Source organism: Streptomyces sp. PH10-H1 (genome assembly GCF_030063355.1).
Classification (GTDB): Bacteria; Actinomycetota; Actinomycetes; order Streptomycetales; family Streptomycetaceae; genus Actinacidiphila.
In genome coordinates this window covers 21822-42937 of record NZ_JASISZ010000008.1, presented here as the reverse complement: position 1 = coordinate 42937, position 21116 = coordinate 21822, and the positions used below count along the sequence as shown (strand labels likewise).

General features: G+C 70.0%; 18 protein-coding genes. All 18 read left to right on the top strand.

Annotation, left to right across the window (positions count from 1 at the left end; genetic code table 11):
• The first annotated feature begins 27 nt into the window (after nt 1-27).
• The 18 genes from QMK24_RS07770 to QMK24_RS07685 all read left to right on the top strand — a co-directional run bounded on the left by QMK24_RS07770 (nt 28) and on the right by QMK24_RS07685 (nt 21102).
• The gene (locus QMK24_RS07770) at nt 28-1026 is read left to right on the top strand and encodes an ABC transporter permease (protein ID WP_283464513.1); all 999 of its coding nucleotides are present in this window, start codon (nt 28-30) and stop codon (nt 1024-1026) included.
• A 63-nt stretch (nt 1027-1089) separates the two neighbouring features.
• Entirely contained in the window at nt 1090-2844 is a 1755-nt protein-coding gene (locus tag QMK24_RS07765; RefSeq protein WP_283464512.1) for an ABC transporter substrate-binding protein, read from the top strand.
• A 76-nt stretch (nt 2845-2920) separates the two neighbouring features.
• The gene (locus QMK24_RS07760; protein WP_283464511.1) at nt 2921-3931 is read left to right on the top strand and encodes an ABC transporter permease; all 1011 of its coding nucleotides are present in this window, start codon (nt 2921-2923) and stop codon (nt 3929-3931) included.
• 35 nt (nt 3932-3966) lie between these two features.
• On the top strand, nt 3967-5034 hold the full coding sequence (locus tag QMK24_RS07755) for an ABC transporter ATP-binding protein (RefSeq protein WP_283464632.1): 1068 nt from the start codon (nt 3967-3969) through the stop codon (nt 5032-5034).
• 11 nt (nt 5035-5045) lie between these two features.
• Nucleotides 5046-6095 (top strand): ABC transporter ATP-binding protein, encoded by a 1050-nt coding sequence (locus tag QMK24_RS07750; RefSeq protein WP_283464510.1) that lies wholly within the window; start codon nt 5046-5048, stop codon nt 6093-6095.
• Between the two features lie 118 nt (nt 6096-6213).
• Entirely contained in the window at nt 6214-7635 is a 1422-nt protein-coding gene (locus QMK24_RS07745) for a M1 family metallopeptidase (RefSeq protein ID WP_283464509.1), read from the top strand.
• A 13-nt stretch (nt 7636-7648) separates the two neighbouring features.
• Nucleotides 7649-8323 (top strand): trimeric intracellular cation channel family protein, encoded by a 675-nt coding sequence (locus QMK24_RS07740; RefSeq protein WP_283464507.1) that lies wholly within the window; start codon nt 7649-7651, stop codon nt 8321-8323.
• A 125-nt stretch (nt 8324-8448) separates the two neighbouring features.
• On the top strand, nt 8449-9309 hold the full coding sequence (locus tag QMK24_RS07735) for a thioesterase family protein (protein WP_283464506.1): 861 nt from the start codon (nt 8449-8451) through the stop codon (nt 9307-9309).
• A gap of 34 nt (nt 9310-9343) precedes the next feature.
• Nucleotides 9344-10510: a cysteine desulfurase family protein gene (locus QMK24_RS07730; RefSeq protein ID WP_283464505.1), complete on the top strand. Its 1167-nt coding sequence runs from the start codon at nt 9344-9346 to the stop codon at nt 10508-10510.
• 257 nt (nt 10511-10767) lie between these two features.
• Nucleotides 10768-11910, top strand: coding sequence for a tRNA 2-thiouridine(34) synthase MnmA (gene mnmA, locus QMK24_RS07725; protein ID WP_283464504.1), 1143 nt, complete (start codon nt 10768-10770; stop codon nt 11908-11910).
• A 33-nt stretch (nt 11911-11943) separates the two neighbouring features.
• On the top strand, nt 11944-12474 hold the full coding sequence (locus tag QMK24_RS07720; protein WP_283464502.1) for an LOG family protein: 531 nt from the start codon (nt 11944-11946) through the stop codon (nt 12472-12474).
• A complete protein-coding gene (locus QMK24_RS07715) occupies nt 12471-13160 on the top strand; it encodes an SDR family oxidoreductase (protein WP_283464500.1) in 690 nt (229 codons plus the stop codon). Before QMK24_RS07720 ends, QMK24_RS07715 begins: the two co-directional genes overlap by 4 nt.
• Nucleotides 13161-13382: 222 nt before the next feature.
• Nucleotides 13383-14393 (top strand): methionine synthase, encoded by a 1011-nt coding sequence (locus QMK24_RS07710; protein ID WP_283464498.1) that lies wholly within the window; start codon nt 13383-13385, stop codon nt 14391-14393.
• 17 nt (nt 14394-14410) lie between these two features.
• Nucleotides 14411-16570 (top strand): NAD-dependent DNA ligase LigA, encoded by a 2160-nt coding sequence (gene ligA, locus QMK24_RS07705; protein WP_283464495.1) that lies wholly within the window; start codon nt 14411-14413, stop codon nt 16568-16570.
• Between the two features lie 221 nt (nt 16571-16791).
• Complete coding sequence (locus QMK24_RS07700; RefSeq protein ID WP_283464494.1) at nt 16792-18930, top strand: putative bifunctional diguanylate cyclase/phosphodiesterase; 2139 nt, start codon at nt 16792-16794, stop codon at nt 18928-18930.
• A gap of 140 nt (nt 18931-19070) precedes the next feature.
• Nucleotides 19071-19367, top strand: a complete 297-nt coding sequence (gene gatC, locus QMK24_RS07695; RefSeq protein WP_283464493.1) for an Asp-tRNA(Asn)/Glu-tRNA(Gln) amidotransferase subunit GatC — start codon at nt 19071-19073, stop codon at nt 19365-19367.
• Nucleotides 19368-19372: 5 nt separating this feature from the next.
• Nucleotides 19373-20866: an Asp-tRNA(Asn)/Glu-tRNA(Gln) amidotransferase subunit GatA gene (gatA, locus tag QMK24_RS07690; RefSeq protein WP_283464492.1), complete on the top strand. Its 1494-nt coding sequence runs from the start codon at nt 19373-19375 to the stop codon at nt 20864-20866.
• Nucleotides 20863-21102 (top strand): hypothetical protein, encoded by a 240-nt coding sequence (locus tag QMK24_RS07685; RefSeq protein ID WP_283464491.1) that lies wholly within the window; start codon nt 20863-20865, stop codon nt 21100-21102. The genes gatA and QMK24_RS07685 overlap by 4 nt, the downstream gene beginning before the upstream one ends.
• Nucleotides 21103-21116: the final 14 nt, after the last annotated feature.

Genomic DNA, 21116 nt, shown 5'->3' with positions numbered 1-21116 from the left:
CCGCCGGCGAGAGGGGTCAGTTTCACCATGACCGCACCGATCGAGACCACTGCTTCACAGGCCGAGGCACAGCCCGAAGCCATTCTCAGTGGGGTCAAGAAGAGTCAGATCGAGGGGCGATCCCTCGGCCAGATCGCCTGGCTGCGCTTCCGGCGCGACAAGGTGGCGGTGGCCGGCGGCATCGTCGTGATCCTCCTGGTGCTGCTGGCCGTGCTGGCGAAGCCGATCGAGTCGATCTTCGGACTCGATCCCGACGCGTTCCACCAGGACCTCGTCGACCCGGTACTCCTCGCGCCCAAAGGCGCCTGGGGCGGCATGAGTTGGGATCACCCGCTGGGTGTCGATCCGCAGTTCGGACGCGACCTGCTGGCCCGTGTCATCGAGGGCTCGTGGGTCTCGCTTCTCGTGGCGACCGGCGCGACGATCCTGTCCAACGTCATCGGCACGGTCCTCGGCGTCATCGCGGGCTACTACGGCGGCTGGGTGGACAGCGTCATCAGCCGGCTGATGGACACCTTCCTGGCCTTCCCGCTGCTGCTCTTCGCGATCTCCATTTCGGCATCACTGCAGGACGGCGCGTTCGGACTGGACGGACTGCCGCTGCGTATCTGCGTATTGATCTTCGTCATCGGATTCTTCAACTGGCCCTACATGGGCCGAATTGTGCGCGGGCAGACCCTCAGCCTGCGAGAACGCGAGTTCGTGGAAGCCGCCCGCAGCCTGGGCGCCCGCGGTCCGTTCATTCTCTTTCGCGAGCTGCTGCCCAACCTTGTGGCGCCGATCCTCGTGTATTCGACGCTGCTGATCCCGACCAACATCATTTTCGAGGCGGCACTGAGCTTCCTCGGGGTCGGTATCGCACCGCCGCAATCGTCCTGGGGCGGCATGCTCACCAGCGCGATCGACCTCTATGAGGCGGATCCGCAATACATGATCGTGCCCGGCCTGGCGATCTTCGTCACGGTACTGGCATTCAACCTGCTGGGCGACGGGCTGCGCGACGCCCTCGACCCCCGCAGCAAGTGACCCGTGGCGCGATGTTCCGCGCGCGGCTGTGTATCTCCACCGAATGAGGGGGCTTTCCTCGGCATGAACAGCAGAAAAGCGACAGCGGTGCTGGCGCTTGCCACGGCTCTGGCCTTGGGAGCGTCCGCATGCAGCAGCAGCAGCAAGACCACCAGCAGTGACAAGGGGTCGGGTGCCGGTACCGACGCGGCCCTCACCCAGATCGTCAACAAGACCGACAAGGCCGGCGGAACGGTCTCCTACGAGCACTCCGACGTGCCCGACTCGCTCGACCCGGGCAATACCTACTACGGCTGGGTGCAGAACTTCTCCCGGCTGTACGGCCGCACGCTGGTCACCTTCAAGCCGGCCGCCGGCGCCGAGGGCCTGAAGATCGTCCCGGACCTGGCCACCGACCTCGGCAAGGCCAGCCCCGATGCCAAGACCTGGACCTACACGCTGCGCAAGGGCGTGAAGTACGAGGACGGCACCGCGGTCACCTCCAAGGACGTCAAGTACGCGGTCGAGCGCAGCAACTTCGCGCCGGAGGCACTGTCCAACGGCCCGACGTACTTCAAGGCCTACCTCGAGGGCGGCGACGCGTACAAGGGTCCGTACAAGGACAAGAACCCCAACGGGATCGCGTCCATCGAGACCCCGGACGACTCGACGATCGTCTTCCACCTGAGCAAGCCCTTCGCGGACTTCGACTACCTGGCGACGTTCTCGCAGACGGCTCCCGTGCCGGCGGCGAAGGACACCGGTGCCCAGTACGTGAAGCACATCATGTCGACCGGCCCGTACAAGTTCGAGTCCTATGAGGACGGCAAGAGCGCCGTCCTGGTGCGCAACACGCAGTGGACCAAGGAGAACGACCCGCTGCGCCCCGCGCTCCCGGACAAGATCACGATGAAGTTCAAGGTGAACGGCGTCACGATCGACAAGGACCTGCTGGCCGGCACCATCACGGTCGACGCGGCCGGCGCGGGCGTGCAGCCCGCGAGCCAGCCGCAGGTGCTGAAGTCGGAGAACAAGAAGAGCACGGACAACTCCTACGCGGGAGCCACGTCCTATCTGGCGCTGAACGTCCATGTGAAGCCTTTCGACAACCCCGACTGCCGCAAGGCCGTCCAATGGGCGATCGACAAGACCTCGGTGCAGACCGCGGCGGGCGGCAACGTGAAGGGCGACGTCGCCACGACGCTGCTGCCACCGTCGGTCAACGGCTACAACAAGTTCGACCTGTACCCGACCCCTGGCAACAAGGGCGACCAGGCGAAGGCCAAGGCCGCGCTGACCGCCTGCGGCCAGCCCAACGGCTTCACCACCAACCTCACGGCCCGCTCCGACCGGCCCTCCGAGATGGCGGCCGCCACGGCGATCCAGAACTCGCTGAAGCAGGTCGGCATCACGGCCAACATCAAGAGCTTCCCGGCCGGTAAGTACTTCTCCAACTTCGCGGGTGTCCCGGACTACGTCCACTCCCACGACCTCGGCATGATGATGATGGCCTGGGGCGCCGACTGGCCGACCGGCTACGGCTTCCTCGACCAGATCATCGACGGCAGCGCCATCAAGCCCTCGGGCGGCAACAACCTGATGGAGCTCAACGACCCGGCCATCAACAAGGCCCTGTCGGACGCCATCGCCACCACCGACAACACGGCCCGCACCAAGGCGTGGGGCGACATCGACAAGCTGACCATGGAGAACGCGTCCGTGGTGCCGCTGCTGTACCGCAAGAACCTGCTCTACAGGCCGCCGTCCGCGACGAACGTCACGGTCACCCAGGCCTACCTGGGCATGTACGACTACCTGCTGCTGGGCTCCTCCAAGTAACCGGAAGGCAGGTGAAGGCATCGGTGTCCGCCGGGCCGGGTGACCCCCGGCCCGGCGGCCCCGGCGCCGCACGGCTGTGACTGCGTACATCATTCGACGCGTGATCGCCGCTTTGCTGCTGCTGCTGGTCGTCAGCGCGGTCACATTCGCGATCTTCTTCCTGCTCCCGCGACTCGGCGGGCAGACCACCACCCAGTTGGCGACCCAGTACGTCGGCAAGGACGCCAACCCCGACGCCATCGCGGCGGTCAAGAAGAACCTCGGGTTCGACCTGCCGCTGTACGAGCAGTACTGGCACTTCATCAAGGGCATCGTCGCCGGGGCGAACTACACGTTCGGCCCGGATGCCTCGGTGTGCCACGCGCCCTGCTTCGGCTACTCCTTCAAGACCCACAACGAGGTCTGGCCCGAACTGAAGTCCCGGCTGCCGATCACACTGTCGCTGGCCATCGGCGCGGCCGTGATCTGGGTGATCACCGGTGTGGCGATCGGTGTGCTGTCGGCCCTCAAGCGCGGCTCGTTCTTCGACCGCTTCGCGATGAGCGTGGCGCTGGCCGGCGTCTCACTGCCGACCTTCTTCACCGGCATGCTCGGCCTGGGCATCTTCCAGTACGAGTGGCACATCTGGACCAACGTCCAGTTCGTACCCTTCACGGACGATCCGGCCCTGTGGGCCTGGAATCTGGTCCTGCCCTGGTGCAGCCTGGCCTTCCTCTACTCCGCTCTCTACGCCCGGCTCACCCGCGCCGGAATGCTGGAGACGATGGGCGAGGACTACATCCGCACCGCCCGGGCCAAGGGCCTGCGGGAGAGCAAGGTGGTCGCCAAGCACGGGCTGCGGGCGGCGCTCACCCCGATCGTCACGATCTTCGGCATGGACTTCGGCCTGCTGATCGGCGGTGCGGTCATCACCGAGAACGTCTTCTCCCTCAAGGGGATCGGGGCCTACGCGGTCGACGGGATCAAGGACAACGACCTGCCCATCGTGCTCGGCGTCACCTTGGTCACGGCCTTCTTCATCGTCATGTGCAGTCTCCTGGTGGACCTGCTGTACGCCGCTATCGACCCCAGGGTGAGGTATTCGTGAGCACGGCCGGCAGCGACCCGTTCCGGAAGGACAGCGTGCCCGCCACGGTCGGCGAGCCGGTGCTCACCGCCCGGCCGGACGCCGAGGAGTCCTTCCTGGCGGTACGCGATCTGAAGATCCATTTCAATACCGACGACGGCCTGGTCAAGTCGGTCGACGGGATCAGCTTTGACCTCCAGCGCGGCCGGACGCTCGGCATCGTCGGCGAGTCCGGCTCGGGCAAGTCCGTCACCTCGCTGGGCATCATGGGCCTGCACCGGACCGCCAAGGCCAAGATCTCCGGCGAGGTGTGGCTGGACGGCGAGGAGCTGATCGGCGCCGACCCCGATCATGTGCGGCGGCTGCGCGGCCGGAAGATGGCGATGATCTTCCAGGACCCGCTGTCGGCGATGCACCCCTATTACACGGTGGGCGCGCAGATCGTCGAGGCCCACCGGGTGCACCAGGACGTCAGCAAGCAGGCCGCCCGCAAACGGGCGATCGAGATGCTGGACCGGGTCGGCATCCCGGAGCCGCACCAGCGGATCGCCGACTATCCCCACCAGTTCTCCGGCGGGATGCGCCAGCGCGCGATGATCGCGATGGCGCTGGTCAACAACCCCGAACTGCTCATCGCGGACGAGCCGACCACCGCACTGGACGTCACCGTGCAGGCGCAGATCCTGGACCTGATCCGCGATCTGCAGAAGGAGTTCGGCTCCGCGGTCATCATGATCACCCACGACCTGGGCGTGGTCGCGGAACTGGCCGACGACCTGCTGGTGATGTACGCGGGCCGGTGCGTCGAGCGGGGAACGGCCGAGAAGGTCTTCACCGAACCGCAGCACCCCTACACCTGGGGCCTGCTGGGCTCCATGCCGCGGATGGACCGTGAGCGGGCCGACCGGCTCAATCCGGTCAAGGGCGCCCCGCCCAGCCTGATCAATGTGCCGTCCGGCTGCGCCTTCCATCCCCGCTGCCCCTATGCCGAGCTCAACGGCGGCTCCAGCGAGACGATCGTGCCGGAACTGCGGGAGACCGCGGCCGGGCACTGGTCGGCCTGCCACCTCGGCCAGGAGGACCGGAACCGGATCTGGACCGAAGAGATTGCGCCCAAGCTGTGAAGGACCAGGCCGTGCCTCAAGAAGACGTGAAGATCCCCCAGCAGGCCACCGCGGAGCCCCTGCTCAGGGTGACCGGCCTGGTCAAGCACTTCCCGATCACCAAGGGGCTGCTGCGCCGGCAGGTCGGCGCCGTCCAGGCGGTCGACGGTATCGATCTGCAGGTGGCGCCCGGCCAGACGCTCGGCGTGGTGGGGGAGTCGGGCTGCGGCAAGTCCACCATGGGGCGGCTGATCACCCGGCTGCTGGAACCCACCAGCGGGAAGATCGAGTTCCAGGGCCGGGACATCACCCATCTGAGCGTGGGGGAGATGCGCCCGCTGCGCCGCGATGTGCAGATGATCTTCCAGGACCCGTACTCCTCGCTCAATCCGCGGCACACGATCGGCACCATCGTCGGAGCCCCGTTCAAGCTCCAGAAGGTGGCGACGGAGTCGGGCGTGAAGAAGGCGGTGCAGGACCTCCTGGAGCTCGTCGGCCTCAACCCCGAGCACTACAACCGCTATCCGCACGAGTTCTCCGGCGGGCAGCGGCAGCGCATCGGCATCGCGCGGGCACTCGCCCTCAAGCCGAAGCTGGTCGTGGCGGACGAGCCGGTCTCGGCGCTGGACGTCTCGATCCAGGCGCAGGTGGTCAATCTGCTGGACGACCTGCAGACCGAACTCGGGCTGACGTACGTGATCATCGCGCACGACCTGTCGGTCATCCGGCACGTCTCGGACCGGATCGCGGTGATGTACCTCGGCAAGGTCGTGGAGGTCGCGGACCGCGAAGCGCTCTACGCCAAGCCGATGCATCCGTACACCAACGCGCTGCTGTCCGCGGTGCCGGTGCCGGACCCGAAGCGGCGCACGTCGCGCGAGCGGATCCTGCTGTCCGGCGATGTGCCGTCGCCGATCAACCCGCCGTCCGGCTGCCGCTTCCACACCCGGTGCTGGAAGGCGACCGAGGTGTGCGGCACGCAGGAGCCGCCCCTGATCGCGCTGGCCCCCGGGCACGAGGTGGCGTGCCACCACCCGGAGAATCAGCCCGCGGAGGCGGGTCCGGAGGTCGTCTCTGTATAGAGCGGCGGTAATCAGCCAACTGCCGTTAGTGCATGACGACATAACGAAAAGTCATGGTCATGACGGAGCGGGAGGGTGCAGAGTCGGCGCGTCACTGTACGCGTCGAAGGGCAGATCCATGGCACCCTCCCGTCCGGCTCGTCTCCTCGGCTCCGCCCTCGCTGTCATCAGCGTGTCGGCCTGTCTGATCTCCGGCGCCCCGCCGTCGGCGGCCGGCTACTCCCACGCTCCCGCTCCCGGCGCCCCCGGCATCGGGGACCCGTACTTCCCGCAGCTCGGCAACGGCGGTTACGACGTCCGGCACTACGGCCTCGACGTGTCCTACAACCCGGTCAGTGACCGCCTCGACGGCCGGGCGGCCGTCACCGCCCGGGCCACCGAGAACCTGTCCTCCTTCGACCTCGACCTGCAGCAGCTCACGGTCGCCTCGGTCAGCGTGGACGGCAGGCCGGCCCGGTTCACCCGCAGCGGCGACGAGATCGTCATCACCCCGCGCCACGCGCTGCGCAAGGGGCAGGAGTTCACCACCACCGTCGTCTACGGCGGGGTGCCGGAGCCGCTCGGCGGCCCCATAGTCTTCGGGTCGCACTACGGCTGGATGAAGACCACCGACGGTGTCTTCGTCGCCTGCGAGCCCAACGCCGCCTCGACCTGGTTCCCGGGCAGCGACCATCCGTCCGACAAGGCCACCTTCGACATCCGGATCAGCGCTCCCAAGGGCCTGAAGGGCGTCTCCAACGGCGTGCTGACCTCCCAGTACGACAAGGGCGACCGCACCGTCTCCACCTGGCGCGAGTCCAAGCCGATGGCCACCTATCTCGCGACCGCCAGCATCGGGAAGTTCGACGTCAGGACCGGGACCACGCCCGGCGGCATCCCCATCTACGTCGCCACCGACCCGGTCCTCGCCAACGGCCCGGTGGACGTCTACGCGGTCACCGCGGAAGCCACCGACTACTGGTCCACGGTCTTCGGCCGCTATCCCTTCGAGGAGACCGGCGCGATCGTCGACGACATGCCGGAAGCGGGGTTCTCGCTGGAGGTGCAGACCAAGCCGGTCTACTCCGCCGTCCGCTCCGAGACCACGATCGTCCATGAGCTGGCCCACCAGTGGTTCGGCGACTCGGTCAGCGTCGAGCAGTGGAAGGACATCTGGCTGAACGAGGGCTTCGCGACCTACGCCCAGTGGCTGTGGGCCGAGCACAAGGGCACCCGTTCCGCCCACGATTCCTTCCTCGCCGCGTACAACAGCCGTGCCGGCACCGCCCCCTTCTGGCAGATCACGGTCTCCGACCCGCAGCGCGACACGATGTTCTCCAGCGCGGTCTACCAGCGCGGCGCGATGACCCTCCAGATGCTGCGCGACAAGATCGGCGACGCCGCCTTCTTCACGCTGCTCAAGACCTGGACCTCGCAGCACCGGTACGGGAACGCCGACACGGCCCAGTTCACCGCGCTCGCGGAGAAGGTGTCGGGCATGCGGCTCGACGGCCTCTTCCGTACGTGGCTCGCCACCCCGGGCAAGCCGGCCCTGTCATAGGAGAACATATGGCGTGATCTCGGAACTCTTCAGTCCCTCCGTCCAGCACACGCTCGATATCGTCGGCATCTTCGTCTTCGCGATCTCCGGCGCGCTGGCCGCCGTCCGCAAGAACTACGACGTGTTCGGCATGGCCGTACTCGCCGAGGTGACCGCGCTGGGCGGGGGGCTGTTCCGGGACCTGATGATCGGCGCCGTACCGCCCGCCGCCTTCAGTGACCTCGGCTACTTCATCACCCCGCTCTTCGCCACGGTGCTGGTGTTCTTCCTGCACCCGGAGGTCGAGCGGATCAACACCACCGTCAACGTCTTCGACGCGGCCGGGCTCGGCCTGTTCTGCGTCACCGGCACCATCAAGGCGCACGACCACGGCCTCGGCCTCGTCCCGTCCGCCGCCCTCGGCCTCGCCACGGCGGGGGGCGGCGGCGTACTGCGCGACCTCCTCGCCAACGAGGTGCCGTCCCTGCTCCGCTGGGACCGCGACCTCTACGCCGTCCCCGCCATGGTCGGCGCGATCATGGCGGCGCTGCTGATCAGGTTCGACGCGCTGAACGGCGTCACCAGCGGCGTCGCGATCATCAGCGCCTTCGTGCTGCGGCTGTGCGCCATGTACTTCGGCTGGCGCGCGCCCCGAGCCTGGCACCGCAGGAGCCGGGCGCGGGACGAGGAGGCCCAGGACCTGGTCTAGGGCTGGAACGGCCGGTGCGGACTCACCGCCCCAGCGCCCGCGCCGCCGTTGATGTGCAGGATCGGCTGACCAGCCGGGCGGAAAGGCTGGACAAGACGGTGCTACTCGCGGGTAACATTCGGTCCATGGCATATACGACGGCTCAGGCGACCATCGGGGACAGCGAATTCGACCGGGACACCGCGGTCGCCCCGCGACCCGGCGAGCCCGGCGTCTACGACGCCGACCTCTCGGCCGGCTGGACCATCATCCAGGCCGTCAACGGCGGCTATCTGCTCGCCGTCATCGGCCGCGCCCTCCAGCAGGCGCTGCCGCACACCGATCCGTTCACCGTCACCGCGCACTATCTGACCGCCTCCCAGCCCGGTCCCGCGACCATCCGCACCGAGACCGTCCGGGCCGGCCGCACCCTGTCCACCGGCCAGGCGTCGCTCTTCCAGACCGGCGCCGACGGCCGGGAGGTCGAGCGGATCCGGGTCATCGCGGCCTACGGCGACCTCGACGCGCTGCCGGACGACGTACGTACCACCGCCACCGTCCCCGCTATACCGCCCTACGACGAGTGCTTCGGCGCCGACGCGGCTCCCGGCGGCGGCGCCATCGCCGGATCCACCGCCATCGTTCAACGCCTCGACCTGCGGATCGACCCCGCCACCTCCGGCTGGGCCATCGGCTCGCCCTCCGGCAAGGGCGACATGCGCGGCTGGCTCGGCCTCGCCGACGGCCGCGACCACGACCCGCTCTCCCTGCTGCTCACCGTGGACGCCCTCCCGCCGACCGCCTTCGACCTCGGCATCCGCGGCTGGGTCCCGACCGTGGAGCTGACCGTCCACATCCGCTGCCGCCCCGCGCCGGGTCCGCTGCGCGTCGCCATCACCACCCGCAACCTGGCCGGCGGCTTCCTGGAGGAGGACGCCCAGGTCTGGGACAGCGGGAACCGCCTGGTCGCGCAGTCCCGTCAGCTCGCCCGGGCCCTCATGGCCTGAGAGTTGCCTACGCGACCGTAGAATCGGCCTCATCATGGCCTACCTCGACCACGCCGCCACCACGCCGATGCTCCCGGAAGCGGTGCAGGCGATGACCGCGCACCTCACGGTCACCGGCAACGCCTCCTCGCTGCACGCGCCCGGGCGGCGGGCCCGCCGCACCGTCGAGGAGTCCAGGGAATCGCTCGCCGCGGCGCTCGGCGCGCGCCCGAGCGAGATCGTCTTCACCGGCGGCGGGACCGAGTCCGACAACCTCGCCGTCAAGGGCCTGTACTGGTCCCGCCGGGCCGCCGACCCCCAGCGGGTACGGGTGCTGGCCAGCCCCGTCGAGCACCATGCCGTACTCGACGCCGTCGACTGGCTCGTCGAGCACGAGGGGGCCCGCGTCGACTGGCTGCCGGTCGACGCGTACGGGCGGGTGCACGCCGACGCGCTGCGCGAGGCGATCGAACGCGACCCCGACGACGTCGCCCTCGCGACCGTGATGTGGGCCAACAACGAGGTCGGCACGATCATGCCGGTCCGCGAACTCGCCGCCGTCGCACACGAGTACGGGGTTCCGCTGCATGCCGACGCGGTCCAGGCGTTCGGCCAGATCGAGGTCGACTTCGCCGCGTCCGGCCTCGACGCCATGACCGTGACCGGCCACAAGATCGGCGGACCCTACGGCGTCGGCGCGCTCGTCCTGCGCCGCGACCACGCGCCCGTCCCGCTGCTGCACGGCGGCGGCCAGGAACGCAGCCGCTCCGGCACCCTCGACACCCCCGCCATCGCGGCCTTCGCCGCGGCCGGCGCGCTCGCCGCCGAGCGGCGCGAGCAGTTCGCACGGGAGGCCGGAGCGCTCCGTGACGACCTGGTGGCGAAGGTCCTCGCCGCCGTCCCGGACGCCGTACTCAACGGCGACCCGTCCCCGGAGGGCCGGCTGCCCGCCAACGCCCACTTCACCTTCCCCGGCTGCGAGGGCGACTCCCTCCTGCTCCTCCTCGACGCCCAGGGCATCGCCTGCTCCACCGGCTCCGCCTGCACCGCGGGCGTCGCCCAGCCCAGCCACGTCCTCCTGGCCATGGGCCAGCCCGCCGACCGGGCCCGAGGCTCCCTCCGCTTCTCCCTCGGCCACACCACCACCCAGTCCGACATCGACACCCTCGCCACCGCCATCGCCCCGGTGGTGGCCCGCGCCCGCAAGGCAGGCCTGAGCTGACATCCTGCCGATGGCTCCGGGGCCGCCGGGCCGAGCCGCGGGTCTCCGGCTGAGCCGAGCCGAATCAGCCCGCCCGCCGCAGGCGCAGTCGGCCGGTTGACCGTGGGCCGGCGCTGCCACAAGCAGCCCGCCCGGCGTTTGAGGGCAGCATCCGCCCCGGGCCGGGGCGAATCGGCAAGGTCGCCGCAAGGGCGAACCGGCCGGGGCCGGTAATCCCGTCGAACCGCGCCGGAGGCGCAACGTACTCTGGAGGGGTTATGACTGACTTCCCCGGCGACGGACGTCGCCTGCGCGTCCTGGCCGCCATGAGCGGCGGCGTCGACTCCGCGGTCGCCGCGGCCCGAGCCGCCGAGGCCGGCCACGACGTCACCGGCGTCCACCTGGCCCTCTCCGCGAACCCGCAGTCCTTCCGTACCGGCGCCCGCGGCTGCTGCACGGTCGAGGACTCCCGAGACGCCCGGCGCGCAGCCGACGTCATCGGCATCCCGTTCTACGTGTGGGACCTGGCCGACCGCTTCCGCGAGGACGTCGTCGACGACTTCGTCGCGGAGTACGCGGCCGGCCGCACGCCGAATCCGTGCCTGCGCTGCAACGAGAAGATCAAGTTCGCGGCGCTGCTGGACAAGGCGATCGCACTCGGCTTCGACGCCGTGTGCACCGGCCACTACGCGACCGTCGTGATCAACGACGACGGCACCCGCGAGCTGCACCGCGCCTCGGACGCGGCGAAGGACCAGAGCTATGTGCTCGGCGTGCTCGACGAGCGGCAGCTCGCGCACGCGATGTTCCCGCTCGGCGACACCCTCACCACCAAGGGCGAGATCCGCGCCGAGGCCGAGCGCCGCGATCTCGCCGTCGCCAAGAAGCCGGACAGCCACGACATCTGCTTCATCGCCGACGGCGACACCCAGGGCTTCCTCGCCAAGCACCTCGGCAGCGCCGAGGGCGAGATCCTCGACGAGGACGGCACCAGCCTCGGCACTCACAGCGGCGCGTTCGGCTTCACCATCGGGCAGCGCAAGGGCCTGCGCATCGGCACCCCGGCCGACGACGGCAAGCCGCGCTACGTCCTGGACATCTCCCCGGTGAACAACACGGTCACGGTCGGCCCGGTCGAGGCCCTGGACATCACCGCCCTCACCGCCATCAAGCCCCGCTGGTGCGGCACCCCGCCCACCGGCCGCGCCACGTACACCGCGCAGCTGCGCGCCCACGGCGAGGACGTTCCCGTCACCGCCGAGCTGGTCGACGGCGAGCTGCGGGTCGACTTCGACGGTGCGCCGGTGCGCGGCATCGCCCCCGGCCAGGCCGTCGTCCTCTACGACGGCACCCGCGTCGTGGGCTCCGCGACCATCGCCACCACTCAGCGGGCGCGCGCCGCGGCCGGCAGCCAGGCGTAAAACACAGCGGCGCCGCCTCGTAGGGTGGCGGGCATGAACATCTGTGTGTTTCTGTCCGCCGCCGATCTCGATGAGCGCTATACGGGCCCGGCCCGCGAATTCGCCGCGCTGATCGGCAAGGGCGGCCACACCCTGGTGTGGGGCGGCTCGGAGTCCGGCCTCATGAAGGTCGTGGCGGACGGCGTGCAGGACAACGGCGGCCGGCTCGTCGGCGTATCCGTGGAGTTCCTGCACACCAAAGCCCGCAAGAACGCCGACGAAATGCTGATCACCAAGGATCTCGCGGAGCGCAAGGCGCAGCTGCTCGCCAGGTCGGACGCCATCGTCATCATGGTCGGCGGCACCGGCACGCTGGACGAGGCGACCGAGATCCTAGAACTGAAGAAGCACGGCCTGCACACCAAGCCGGTCGTGCTGCTGAACGCGGCGGGGTTCTACGACGGCCTCAAACTGCAACTCCAGCGGATGGACGCCGAAGGCTTCCTGCCGCTGCCCCTGAGCAACCTGGTCTTCTTCGCCGAGAACGGCGCGGCGGCCATGGCATACCTGGAGGAGAACGCGTGAGTACGCATCTGATCACCGGCGCCGGTTCCGGCATCGGCGCCGCTGTCGCCCAGCGGCTCCTGGACCGCGGTGACGAGGTGCTGCTCCTCGCCCGGGACGCGGGTCGCGCCAAGGAACTCGCGTCGCGCTTCACCGGCGCCCGCACCCTGGTCGGCGATCTGGCGGAACCGGCGAGGCTCTCGTGGGCGTTCGCGCACCAGGCGCTGCCGGACCGGCTCGATTCGCTGCTGCACATCGCGGGGGTCGTGGAACTCGGCGGGATCGGGGAGCTGACCGCGAAGGTCTGGCAGCAGACCCTCGCCGTGAACCTGATCGCGCCCGCCGAGCTGACCCGTCTGGTCCTGCCCCAGCTGCGTATGTCGCACGGCCAGGTGGTCTTCGTGAACTCCGGCGCCGGGCTCGCCGCGCACGCGAACTGGGGGGTGTACGCGGCCAGCAAGCACGGCCTCAAGGCGGTGGCCGACGCGCTGCGCCAGGAGGAGCACGGCAACGGCGTCCGGGTGACCAGCGTCTACCCCGGGCGTACCGCGACCCCGATGCAGGAGAAGGTGCACCACCAGGAGGGCGCGGAGTACGACGCCTCGCGCTGGATCGACCCGGAGTCGGTCGCCACCGCGATCCTCACCGCACTCGACCTCCCCCGCGACGCCGAGATCAACGACCTGACGATCCGCCCCGGCCGCTGAGCCGTCACTGACCGGCGGGGGCCGGGGGCCGGGCCCGCAGGGGTGGGTCCGAAATCGTATATTTACGTGCCTGGCGGCCCACAAATACACGGCAGCATTTCGGACCCCCACCCCTGCGGGCCCGTCCCCCTCCCGTTCGATCCAGCGGATGTGCTGGTCACGTAGGGGTGCGGGCCCTGCGCCGTGGGCGTTCGGGGCCTGCTGGTCTCGTACGCTTCGTGGGTGAGTACGGATGCGAAGTTCAGGCTGCCCGCAGGTGCCGCGACCGGTATCGGATCGATGCCCGGGGGTGATGCGCGGGAGGCCGCGCGAACCGCCACCGGGGCGGTGGAGGCGCTGCCGTTCCTGCCGGAACTGCCCGCGCGGGGGCCCGGCGCGGACATGATCGGGCGCTCCCTCGGGATGCTGGTCGAGCTGTACGCCCGGGTGGAGCCCAGCGGCTGGCGGTTCGGGGACCGGCCGGGGCGGGACACCCGCCGGGCCCGGGCCTGGCTGGGGGAGGACCTGGACGCGCTGGAGGAGTTCACCCAGGGGTACCAGGGCCCGCTGAAAGTGCAGGCGGTCGGGCCGTGGACGCTCGCCGCGTCGGTCGAGCGGCTCAACGGAGAGGCGGCGCTCGGCGACCCCGGCGCCTGCCGTGACCTGGCCGCATCCCTCACCGAGGGGCTGCGGCTGCATCTGGCGGACCTGCGCCGCCGGGTGCCCGGCGCCGAGCCCGTACTGCAGCTGGACGAGCCCTCGCTGACCGCCGTGCTGCGCGGGCACGTCAGGACGGCGAGCGGATACCGGACGTACCGGATGGTGGACCGGCAGGTGGCCGAGGATACGATCCGCGACCTCGCGGAGGCGGTCGCGACACCGGTGATCGTCCACTCGTGCGCGCCGGACGTCCCCTTCCGGATGCTGCGGCGCGCCGGGGTCGCGGGCGTCTCGTTCGATTTCTCGCTGCTGACGGAGAGTGACTGGGACGCGTTCGGTGAGGCGGTCGAAGGCGGTACGGCGCTGTTCGCCGGTGTCGTGCCGGGGACGGACACCGGGTTGTCGGACCCTGCCGGTAGCGTGAGTGGTGTTCGGGCGCTTTGGCGCAGGCTGGGGCTGGATCCGGGGGTGTTGGGCACCTCTGTGGCCATCACCCCCTCATGCGGTCTGGCGGGGGCCTCACCGGCCTACGCCCGTGCCGCGCTGGTGCATTGCGCCAAGGCGGCCCGTTCGCTCGTCGACAACCCTGAGTGAGGAAGGACAGGACCGCCGTGGAGATTCCTGCCGAAGTGCGCGAGCAGCACGCTCAGTTGGCCGAGAAGGTCGAGGAGCACCGCTTCCGCTACTACGTCAACGACGCACCGGTCGTCAGCGATGCCGAGTTCGACAAGCTGCTGCGGCGGCTGGAAGCGATCGAGGACGAGCACCCCGGCCTGCGCACTCCGGACTCGCCCACGCAGAAGGTCGCGGGGGCCTACCAGACGGATTTCACCTCGGTCGTGCACCGCGAGCGGCTGCTGTCGCTGGACAACGCCTTCGACGACGAGGAGCTGTCGGCCTGGGCGGAGCGGGTCGCCGCCGAGCTGGAAGGCATCCCGTACCACTTCCTGTGCGAGCTGAAGGTGGACGGCCTCGCTGTCAACCTCACCTATGAGCACGGGCGGCTGACCCGCGCCGCCACCCGCGGCGACGGCCGCACCGGCGAGGACATCACGCCGAACGTCCGCACCATCGCCGACATCCCGGACCGGCTCTCCGGCAGCCTGATCCCGGAGCTCGTGGAGATCCGCGGCGAGGTGTACTTCCCCGGCGAGAAGTTCGAGGAGCTGAACGCACGCCTGGTGGAGGCGGGCGACAAGCCCTTCGCCAACCCGCGCAACGCCGCGGCCGGATCGCTCAGACAGAAGGACCCCCGGGTCACCGCCACCCGTCCGCTGCGCATGGTGGTCCATGGCATCGGAGCCCGGGCGGGCTTCGACATCGACTGCCAGTCGCACGCGTACCAACTGCTGCACGAGTGGGGCCTGCCCACCGCCAAGTACAACAAGGTCGTCGGTTCCCTCGACGAGGTGCGGGAGTTCATCGCCTACTACGGCGAGCACCGGCACGACGTCGAGCACGAGATCGACGGCGTCGTCGTCAAGGTCGACGAGATCCCGCTCCAGGGCCGGCTCGGATCGACCTCGCGCGCCCCGCGCTGGGCCATCGCCTGGAAGTACGCGCCCGAGGAGGTCAACACCAAACTGGTCGACATCCGGGTGGGCGTGGGCCGCACCGGCCGCGTCACGCCGTACGCGGTCGTCGAGCCGGTCACCGTTGCCGGGTCCGAGGTCGAGTTCGCGACCCTCCACAACCAGGAGGTCGTCAAGGCCAAGGGCGTGTTCATCGGCGACACCGTGGTGCTGCGCAAGGCCGGCGATGTGATCCCGGAGATCCTCGGACCCGTCGTCGATCTGCGGGACGGCAGTGAGCGCGAGTTCGTGATGCCGGCCGAGTGCCCGGCCTGCGGCAGCGCACTGCAGCCGATGAAGGAGGGGGACATCGACCTGCGGTGCCCCAACGCCCGTTACTGCCCGGCCCAGTTGCGCGAGCGCATCTTCTATCTGGTGGGCCGCAAGTGCCTGGACATCGAGAACTTCGGCTATGTCGCGGCCACCGCGCTCACCCAGCCGCTGCCGCCCGCGGAGCCGCCGCTGAAGGACGAGGGCGACCTGTTCGATCTGAAGATCGAGGAGCTGCTGCCGATCCGGTCGTACGTCCTGGACCAGGACACCGGCCTGCCCAAGCGTGACGTCAAGACCGGCGAGGAGAAGATCGTCACCTTCTTCGCCAACCAGCAGGGCGAGCCGAAGAAGAACGCCCTCGCCATGCTGGAGAACATCGCGGCGGCCAAGGACCGGCCGCTGGCGCGGATCATCACCGGGCTGTCGATCCGTCATGTCGGCCCCGTCGCGGCCGAGGCGCTGGCCCGGGAGTTCCGGGACCTGGACCGGATCAGGGACGCGGAGGAGGCGGAACTGGCGGCCGTGGACGGCGTCGGGGGCACCATCGCGGCGTCGGTCAAGCAGTGGTTCGCCGAGGACTGGCACCGGGAGATCATCGAGAAGTGGCGTGCCGCCGGGGTGAAGTTCACCGAGGAGGGCTCCGACGAGGGCCCCCGGCCGCTCGAAGGGCTCACCGTCGTCGTCACCGGCACCCTCGCCAGTCACACGAGGGACGGCGCTAAGGAGCAGCTGGCCGCTCGCGGGGCGAAGGTCACCGGTTCGGTCTCCAAGAAGACGGACTTCGTGGTGGTGGGCGACAACCCCGGCTCGAAGTACGACAAGGCCGTTCAGCTGAAGGTTCCGGTGCTCGATGAGGCGGGCTTCGCGGTGCTGCTCGCGGAGGGAGCGGAGGCCGCACGGGAGGCCGCGGTCAACCCGGAAGAATAGCCGGGCCCCCATCACCCGTTCGGCCTACAAGGGAAACGTTCCGGATGCGCGGATCCCATTCGGGCAACCACGGTCGATCGGTGCCCGGGGCAGCCTTTCGCGGCCTACTGTTGAGAAGCGCGCCGGAGGGGCATGAACCCTCCAGCAGCTTTTGCGGGTTTCCGCCGCAGGCACGGGCGCGGTGGACGCAGGTGTCGCACCAGGCTGTGAGAGGGACAGGAATGGAACCGACGGAGGGCGCCGGACCGGCGCAGCGGCTGCGTTGGCCGGCCGCGCCGGTACTACCTCCGGCGGTATTACGCATAGCCGTGGTGGCTGTCGCGGCGCTCGCGCTGGCAGCCGGTGTCCTGAGCACCGTTCATGAGGGGCGTGCGCTCTTCCCCGGCGGCACGGTCGGCTGGGCGTTCGCCGTCCTCACCGGCATCATCGTCGGCCATCTGGTGGCGATGGGCCGGGACCGCTGGTGGGGCGGCACCGGCTCCGGCGCGGCCCTCACCCTGGCGATGCTGCTGCTCTACGGCTGGGTGCCCTCGGTACTGGTCAGCCTGGCCGTCGTGGTCCTGGTCGGCGCCGCCCGCAGGCACCGCTGGCGCCAGGCGCTGCTGCACGGCGCGGTGGACATACTCGGCGTCGGCACCGCCTCGCTGACCCTTGCCTGCTTCGGCATCCACCCTTCCGTGGCACAGCCCTGGCACCCCGAGGAGTGGGGCCTGGCGGCCGGTCCGGCGATCGTCGTCACCGCTCTGGCCTATCTGACCGCCACTCGCGCACTGCTCTGGTACGCGGTTGCGCCGCGCGGCGGCGGTCTGCCGACCGTGGCCCGTACCGCGCTGATGCGCCAGGGCATGGTGGGCGTCGCGCTACTCGGACTGTCCCCGCTGATACTGGTCGTCGGCTGTGACATGCCGGTGCTGCTTCCGCTGTTCGCCGTCCCGCTCGTCGCCCTGGACTCCACGCTGTGGATCGCGCACGCCCGCGCCGAGGAGCAGTTGCGCGACCCGCTGACCGGCCTTCCCAACCGGCAGTGGCTGCTGGAACGGGCCTGGACCGCGCTGGACGACGCCGAACGCAAGGGCGAACGTACGGCGCTGATCCTGATCGACCTGGACAAGTTCCGTTCCGTCAATGACACCCTCGGCCATCTTGCCGGTGACCGGCTGCTGCTGCAGGTCGCCGACCGGCTGCGGCTCGCGCTGCCGCGTGGCGCCGAGGCGGCCCGGCTGGGCGGCGACGAGTTCGCCGTCCTGCTGCCCTGCTGCGATTCCCCGACCCGCGCCCAGCGCATCGCCCGCGCCCTGGTGGCCGCCCTCGGCTCACCGCTGAGCCTGGACGGACTGACCCTCGTGCTGGAGGCCAGCGCCGGAGTCGCCGTCTTCCCGGACCACGCGGTGGACGCCGAAGGGCTGCTGCGCCGCGCCGATGTGGCGATGTACCAGGCCAAGCGCGACCGCAGCGGCGTCGAGGTCTACGAGGCCACCCGGGACGGCAACACCCCGGACCGGCTGGGCCTGTTGGGTGATCTGCGCCGCGCGCTGGACGCCGGTGACGTCGAACTCCACTATCAGCCGAAGGTCTGCTTCGACGGGAAGATCGCCGGCCTGGAGGCGCTGGTGCGCTGGGAGCACCCGCAGCGCGGCCGGGTCAATCCCGAGGAGTTCATCGCCATGGCGGAGACCTCGGGCCTGATGCCCCAGCTGACGGAGTACGTCCTGGAGACGGCGCTGGGCCAGGTCGCCCGCTGGCGGAAGATGGGCCTGGACGTGCCGGTCGCGGTGAACGTGTCGCCGCGTGACGTGCACAGTCCCGGCTTCGCGGGAGCCGTCGCCGCCCGTCTCGCCCGGCACGGCGTCCCGCCGGGCTCGCTCCAACTGGAGATAACCGAACACGTGCTGCTGGAGGACCCGCAGCGGGCCGCCGACACCATGGCGGGACTGACCGGGCACGGTGTGAAGATGTCGCTCGATGACTTCGGCACCGGCTACTCCTCCCTGGTCCACCTGCGCAAACTGCCGGTCAGCGAGTTGAAGATCGACCGCTCGTTCGTGGCCCGGCTGGTCCTCGACAACGAGGACGCGGAGATCGTCCGCTGCACCGTGGACCTGGCGCACTCCCTCGGCCTGCTGGTGGTCGCCGAGGGCGTCGAGGACGACGAGACCTGGGAGCGGCTGCGGGACCTGGGCTGCGACGCCGTACAGGGCTGGCTGGTCGCCGCCGCGATGCCGCCCGACGAGGCGACCGCCTGGCTGCGCGCCCGCGGTGAACACGGCTGGCGGCGCCCCAACGCGCTGGAGCGCGAGCCGGAGCCGGAGCACGCCCCGGTGGCGGACGCGGACCAGCCGTCCGGGCAGGCCGTACCGTAGCTCCGGGCCCCGCCACCGGCAGCCGAGGGCCCGTGGCCCAAGCAGCTGAGGGCCCGTGGCCCAAACCGTTTCGTCGCCAGGGGCTCGCCCCCATAGGATTGGGCGCGAAACCATCGAACTCACCCCCAGAGGATCGCTGCATGCCTGGCATCACACGCGAGGAGGTCGCCCACCTCGGCCGGCTGTCGCGTCTTGAGCTGAAGGACGAAGAGCTCGACCACTTCGCCGAGCAGCTCGACGTGATCATCGGCGCGGTCGCCCGCGTATCCGAGGTGGCCGGCGAGGACGTACCCCCGACCTCCCACGCGCTGCCGCTGACCAATGTCATGCGCCCGGACGTGGTCCGGCCGTCGCTGACCGCGGCCGAGGCGCTCTCCGGCGCCCCGGCGCAGGAGCAGGGGCGCTTCAAGGTGCCGCAGATCCTGGGGGAGGACTAATCACCATGACCGACCTGACCAGGCTCACCGCGGCCGAGACCGCGGCCGCCGTCGCCTCCGGCGAGACCTCCGCCGTCGATGTCGCCCAGGCCCACCTGGACCGCATCGGCGCGATCGACGAGAAGGTGCACGCCTTCCTGCACGTCGACACCGAGGGCGCGCTGAGTGCCGCCCGCGCCGTCGACGACCGGCGTGCCAAGGGCGAGAAGCTCGGCCCGCTGGCCGGCGTCCCGCTCGCGTTGAAGGACATCTTCGCCACCAAGGGGATCCCGACCACCGTCGGATCGAAGATCCTCGAGGGCTGGATCCCGCCGTACGACGCGACGGTGACCAAGCGCCTCAAGGACGCGGGCATCGTCATCCTCGGCAAGACCAACATGGACGAATTCGCCATGGGGTCCTCGACCGAGAACAGCGCCTACGGTCCGACCGGCAACCCGTGGGACCTCACCCGGATCCCCGGCGGCTCCGGCGGCGGCTCGTCCGCGGCGCTCGCCAGCTACCAGGCGCCGCTCGCGATCGGCACCGACACCGGCGGCTCGATCCGCCAGCCCGCGGCCGTCACCGGCACGGTCGGCGTCAAGCCGACCTACGGCGGCGTCTCCCGCTACGGCATGGTCGCCTTCTCCTCCTCCCTCGACCAGGGCGGGCCCTGCGCCCGTACGGTGCTGGACGCGGCGCTGCTGCACGAGGCGATCGCCGGCCACGACCCGCTCGACTCGACGTCCATCGACGCACCGGTCCCGGCCGTCGTCGAGGCGGCCCGCAACGGCAACGTCAAGGGCATGCGGATCGGCGTCGTCAAGGAGTTCGGCGGCGAGGGCTACCAGGCCGGCGTCATGCAGCGCTTCAACGAGTCCGTGGAGCTGCTGCGCGAGCTGGGCGCCGAGATCGTGGAGATCTCCTGCCCCTCGTTCACGCTGGCGCTGCCCGCCTACTACCTGATCGCGCCGTCCGAGGCCTCGTCCAACCTGGCCCGCTTCGACGCCATGCGCTACGGCCTGCGGGTCGGCGACGACGGCACGAAGTCCGCCGAGGAGGTCACCGCGCTGACCCGCGAGGCCGGCTTCGGCGACGAGGTCAAGCGCCGCATCATCCTGGGCACGTACGCGCTCAGCTCCGGCTACTACGACGCGTACTACGGCTCGGCGCAGAAGGTCCGCACCCTGATCACGCGGGACTTCGAGACCGCCTTCGGCCGGGTGGACGTGCTGGTCTCGCCGACCACCCCGACCACCGCGTTCCCGATCGGTGAGCGCGTGGACGACCCCATGGCGATGTACCTCGCCGACCTGTGCACCATCCCGTCCAACCTGGCGGGCAACGCGGCGATGTCCATCCCGTGCGGCCTCGCCCCCGAGGACGGGCTTCCGGTCGGGCTGCAGATCATCGCCCCGGCCATGGCCGACGACCGGCTCTACCGGGTCGGTGCGGCGGTCGAGGCCGCGCTCACCGGACGATGGGGCCACCCGCTGCTTGAGGAGGCACCCGCGCTGTGAGCACGCTGAAGAAGGTCAAGGGCTTCAAGAAGAGCCGGCTCGGCCTGTACATCTCGATCGGCACCACGCTCTTCGGCGCCGTGAGCACCATCAAGCAGGCGCGTAACGCCAAGGGCGAGGGCGACCGGCTGATGCTGGCCGACGCCGTGATCAGCGCCGCCGCCATCGCCACCGGACTGGCGCTGCTCGTCCGCGAGCTGCGCGTTCTCGGCGACGACGACGTCCTGGCGGACTGAGAGGTAGAGGAACT

Excerpts from the sequence above, each read along its gene's own strand:
- QMK24_RS07700 (WP_283464494.1), top strand. The coding sequence starts at position 16,792 with ATGGAACCGACGGAGGGCGCCGGACCGGCGCAGCGGCTGCGTTGGCCG.
- mnmA (WP_283464504.1), top strand. The coding sequence starts at position 10,768 with ATGACTGACTTCCCCGGCGACGGACGTCGCCTGCGCGTCCTGGCCGCC.
- QMK24_RS07720 (WP_283464502.1), top strand. The coding sequence starts at position 11,944 with ATGAACATCTGTGTGTTTCTGTCCGCCGCCGATCTCGATGAGCGCTAT.
- QMK24_RS07730 (WP_283464505.1), top strand. The coding sequence starts at position 9,344 with ATGGCCTACCTCGACCACGCCGCCACCACGCCGATGCTCCCGGAAGCG.
- gatA (WP_283464492.1), top strand. The coding sequence starts at position 19,373 with ATGACCGACCTGACCAGGCTCACCGCGGCCGAGACCGCGGCCGCCGTC.
- QMK24_RS07735 (WP_283464506.1), top strand. The coding sequence starts at position 8,449 with ATGGCATATACGACGGCTCAGGCGACCATCGGGGACAGCGAATTCGAC.
- gatC (WP_283464493.1), top strand. The coding sequence starts at position 19,071 with ATGCCTGGCATCACACGCGAGGAGGTCGCCCACCTCGGCCGGCTGTCG.
- QMK24_RS07745 (WP_283464509.1), top strand. The coding sequence starts at position 6,214 with ATGGCACCCTCCCGTCCGGCTCGTCTCCTCGGCTCCGCCCTCGCTGTC.
- QMK24_RS07770 (WP_283464513.1), top strand. The coding sequence starts at position 28 with ATGACCGCACCGATCGAGACCACTGCTTCACAGGCCGAGGCACAGCCC.
- QMK24_RS07765 (WP_283464512.1), top strand. The coding sequence starts at position 1,090 with ATGAACAGCAGAAAAGCGACAGCGGTGCTGGCGCTTGCCACGGCTCTG.